Source organism: Armatimonas sp. (genome assembly GCF_043760365.1).
Lineage (GTDB): Bacteria > Armatimonadota > Armatimonadia > Armatimonadales > Armatimonadaceae > Armatimonas.
On sequence record NZ_JAYUPA010000695.1, the window covers coordinates 1 to 3769 of the forward strand.

The 3769-nt window shown below is 60.1% G+C and carries 5 protein-coding genes; 3 read left to right on the forward strand and 2 right to left on the reverse strand.

Translation table 11 applies throughout. The features are described from left to right. The 3 genes from ACH2EH_RS16345 to ACH2EH_RS16355 form a co-directional block, all read left to right on the forward strand. Nucleotides 1-280: DNA-3-methyladenine glycosylase family protein (locus ACH2EH_RS16345; protein WP_395143210.1), on the forward strand; the 280-nt coding region annotated here is incomplete at its 5' end. Next, nucleotides 280-780: a methylated-DNA--[protein]-cysteine S-methyltransferase gene (locus tag ACH2EH_RS16350; RefSeq protein WP_395143212.1), complete on the forward strand. Its 501-nt coding sequence runs from the start codon at nt 280-282 to the stop codon at nt 778-780. The genes ACH2EH_RS16345 and ACH2EH_RS16350, both read left to right, overlap by 1 nt. A gap of 162 nt (nt 781-942) precedes the next feature. After that, entirely contained in the window at nt 943-1509 is a 567-nt protein-coding gene (locus tag ACH2EH_RS16355) for a thymidine kinase (RefSeq protein ID WP_395143214.1), read from the forward strand. A gap of 4 nt (nt 1510-1513) precedes the next feature. Here the strand turns inward: ACH2EH_RS16355 and ACH2EH_RS16360 are convergent, their stop codons facing one another. Both ACH2EH_RS16360 and ACH2EH_RS16365 read right to left on the reverse strand, forming a co-directional pair. After that, the gene (locus ACH2EH_RS16360; RefSeq protein ID WP_395143216.1) at nt 1514-3256 is read right to left on the reverse strand and encodes a cytochrome c peroxidase; all 1743 of its coding nucleotides are present in this window, start codon (nt 3254-3256) and stop codon (nt 1514-1516) included. A gap of 68 nt (nt 3257-3324) precedes the next feature. Further along, nucleotides 3325-3769: site-2 protease family protein (locus tag ACH2EH_RS16365; protein WP_395143218.1), on the reverse strand; the 445-nt coding region annotated here is incomplete at its 5' end.

Consider the following 3769-nt stretch of genomic DNA (forward strand, 5'->3'; position numbering starts at 1 on the left):
ACAGGCCGTCGCCGAGGGTAAAATTTCCCTGGAGCGAGGCGGGGATCGGGCGGCCACACTAAAAGCCTTAGTCGCACTTCCGGGAATCGGGGAGTGGACGGCGCAGTACATCGCGATGCGTGCCCTTGCCTGGCCGGATGCCTTTCCCCACACCGACCTTGGGGTCAAAAAAGCGCTGGGCGAGACTCACCCTACCAAAATCTTAGAAATTGCCGACGCCTGGCGCCCCTGGCGCGCCTACGCCACGATGCATCTATGGCGTTCTTTGGAGACAAAATAATGACCTACTTTACGCCTCTCGAAACCTCGCTCTGCACGCTGCTGCTCACCTCCAACGGCGAGGCGCTCACGGGAGTCTATCTGCTCCCGGATCACCGCCATGCGCCAACACAACAACCTGACTGGCAAGAGTCGTCGGACTTGCCGGTCTTTGTGGCAGCCAAAGGGCAGCTCACCGAGTATCTTGTGGGCACACGCACAGCCTTTGAGCTGCCGCTTGCCGCCTCAGGCACTGACTTTCAAAAAACCGTCTGGGCGGAGCTGCTGCGTATTCCCTACGGCCAGACGCTCTCCTACGGTGAGCTGGCAGCACGTATCGGCAACCCTAAAGCCTCCCGTGCCGTCGGGCTCGCCAATGGGAAAAATCCCCTCTCGATTGTCGTCCCCTGCCACCGTGTGATCGGAGCAAGGGGAAAACTCACCGGCTACGGCGGCGGCCTGGAGCGCAAAGAGGCATTGCTGGCGCTAGAGCGCTCGCCCCGAATTGAGTCGCTCCCATGAACGGGAGCGTCTTATTGTCCCTTCGTGACACAAAGGGCGTGCCGCCCATAAAATCGGTATGGCCCGGAGGGCCTTTGTGTCCGAGGAACGAGGATAATAAGACGCCCCGGTTCATCGGGGCGAATTCTTCGGAGCGATTCGCGACGCGGTAAAATGGCCGGTATGCCCACTGGCTCCCTTACTGTGATCTGTGGCTCGATGTTCTCTGGCAAGACAGAAGAGCTGATTCGTTTGGTTCGCCGCGCACTCTATGCCAAGCGCACTGTCCAGGTTTTCAAACCCGCACTCGACACCCGAGACCCTGTCACCGTGATACGCTCGCACAACGGAGCACGTCACGAGGCACAGGCCGCCGAAAACAGCGCGACACTCTATCTCTCGATTGCTCCTGAGACGCAGCTAATTGCCATTGAGGAAGCGCAGTTCTTTGACGCGGGAATCTTTGAGGTCTGCCAAGCGCTCGCCGATGACGGCAAAGACGTGATTGTCTCCGGTCTGGACATGGACTTTCGCGGCGCTCCGTTTGGAGCCATGCCTCGCTTAATCGCCGTCGCCGATAATGTCGTCAAGCTACGCGCCATCTGCGCCGTCTGCGGCGGCGACGCCGCGCGTTCCCAGCGGCTGATCAATGGCCAACCCGCCCCTGCCAGTGCCCCGACGGTTCTGATTGGAGCCACCGAACACTACGAAGCGCGCTGCCGCCAGTGCCACAGTGTGCCGGAGGGGTAAACGCTCACAAGTTCTTCAGAAACGCCACTAAATCTCTCAGCTCCTGAGGCGTACAATCAGATTCTCCCGTGAGCTTACTGGGCCGATGGTACCTAGTGAGCACATCTTCGAGAGTCAGAGCGCGGCCATCATGCAGGTACGGAGCGCGGCTATAGACATTGCGTAGTGTCGGTGGGTTGTAGCCCACATAGCTATCATTTGACTCTTCAAGACCAATTTTCGTAATCGTCGGCGTGGCGTAAGTCTCGCCGCCATGACAGCTCGCACACCCCTTTGCCACAAAGACTTTCTGGCCTGCGGGATTTGCAGGAAACGGGGATTTCTTCCAGTCGAGCGTTTTTAAGTAGGCTTCCACGGCGTCCACTTCAACAGATGTGGGCTCGTCGCCCTGCATGCTCTTCGTGAACGACTCCACAATGGCCTGCCGCAGGTCTTTCTGCCAGCCGTGCCAGGTGTACGGTGCGGTCTGTGCAACACCGCGCAGGCTCAGCGTCTTTTTAGGCTTGCCATAGCCGCCATCGTTTTTAGTATCGAAGTTACCGCCATTGGTGTGCCCCTCTGTATGGCATGAGGCGCACGAGTACCAGGAGTGAAACGAGCGCTTGGCATCGTTAAAAATCTGCTCTCCGAGGCGCACTTGCGAGGGCTGAGCCGGGCCACCGAGCGTGATCGTCTGAGCCACTTTCCCAGAGGCAACGTCCAGTATCTGCACGGCATTAAGAAAATCATTGGCGACAATGAGCTGCTTGCCATCGGTGGAGAACTGTGCGCCCAGCGGCCTGCCCCCCACTTTGATGCGCCGAACTCGCTCAATGGACTCGGGCTCTAAGTAGTCTTCCGGGCCACCGAACGCCACAAACGGGAGCCCGGCAATCTTAGAGAAAAACACAACCTCATGCGTGCCCCCTGCCGTCAGTGCAATTGTCTGGCCATCGGGCGAGAGCGTGCAACCGTCTACGTCGCCCAGTGCATCGCCTTGGGTATCGAGCGCAATCGCCTCGCGTGGGCCTTCCTCCGTGAGCGGGACGCGTGCCAGACGATTGCCGACCACCCAGCCCCGATCTATATTGTCTTTTGTCGCCGGGAAGCGCCGCTCATTGATAAACGGCACAAAGGCCTGCTTGCCATCCGGGGAGATCGCGATTTCCCGGACATTGCGGCCATTGAGCGGAACGGTATACAGTTCCTCGCCAGTGGGCAGTGCATAGACGGAGAGCGTCCGCGCCCGTGTGCATCCCACCGTGAGCCGCTTACCGTTCGGTGTGAGCGCCACATGCCAGGGCTCCAAGCCCGTCGGGAGGCGCTGAGTAATTTTCCGGCTCGCCAGCTCAACCACGACAACGGCGCTCTCGCCGCCCAGCGCGACGTAGGCACGCTTGCCATCGAGCGAGAGCGCCACGCCGCGCGGCTCATCGCCCACGGGAATCGTCGCCGTGACACTCAGGCCATTGGGGGTGACCTCCAGCACGGAAAGTGAGTCCGAGCCGTAGTTGGTGACCACGGCGACACTGCCTCGTGCGGCCACACAAAACGGCTCGTCGCCCACCCGAGCCTGACTCAGAATTTTCCCTGCCACCAGATCCAGCATCACGAGCGCGTTCGCGCCGCGCTCCGTCACCAGTGCACGGCTCTCGGGGAGTAGCGCCACAAAGTGCGGTGCGGGATCGGCAGTCAGACCGGATACTCCGTTCGATTTGGCCACCTCGCTAGGCTTGCCCGCCTTTTGCGCCCCTAGTATCAGTGCCATCAGAGCACACACCGGCAAAGCGAGAGCAAGTCGCTGTATCCTCGTTTTCGCGGACGTTTCCACGCTTGTTAGCCTTTTCCCAGCAGCTTCAGGATGTCATTAAACGTCACACTCACAAAGAGGACTAACACCAGAGCCCAGCCTACGAGCGCAACTCCCATCTGCTGCTCTTTGCTGAGCTGCCGTCGCCGGATCGCCTCAATGAGAAGCAGCACGACTTGACCGCCATCAAAGACGGGGATCGGCACAAAGAGATTGGCCGCGTACAGGGAGAGGGAGAGCTGCCCCATGAGCGAGAAGAGTGCCAGTACCCGGTCGGCCCAGTCCAGCTTGACCACTTCGGAGACAGCCCCCGCTATGGCGATCGGGCCTCCGATGTTTTTCCCGAGCTCACGCGGTGTCGAGACCAGCTTGCCCAGTGCACTCAGGAATGTCCCCGTCAGACGATTAGCCTCACCGAGCACCTCCTGAACCTGTGCGGGCCTTGTGCGCGGCTGTAGCCCTACTCCGATT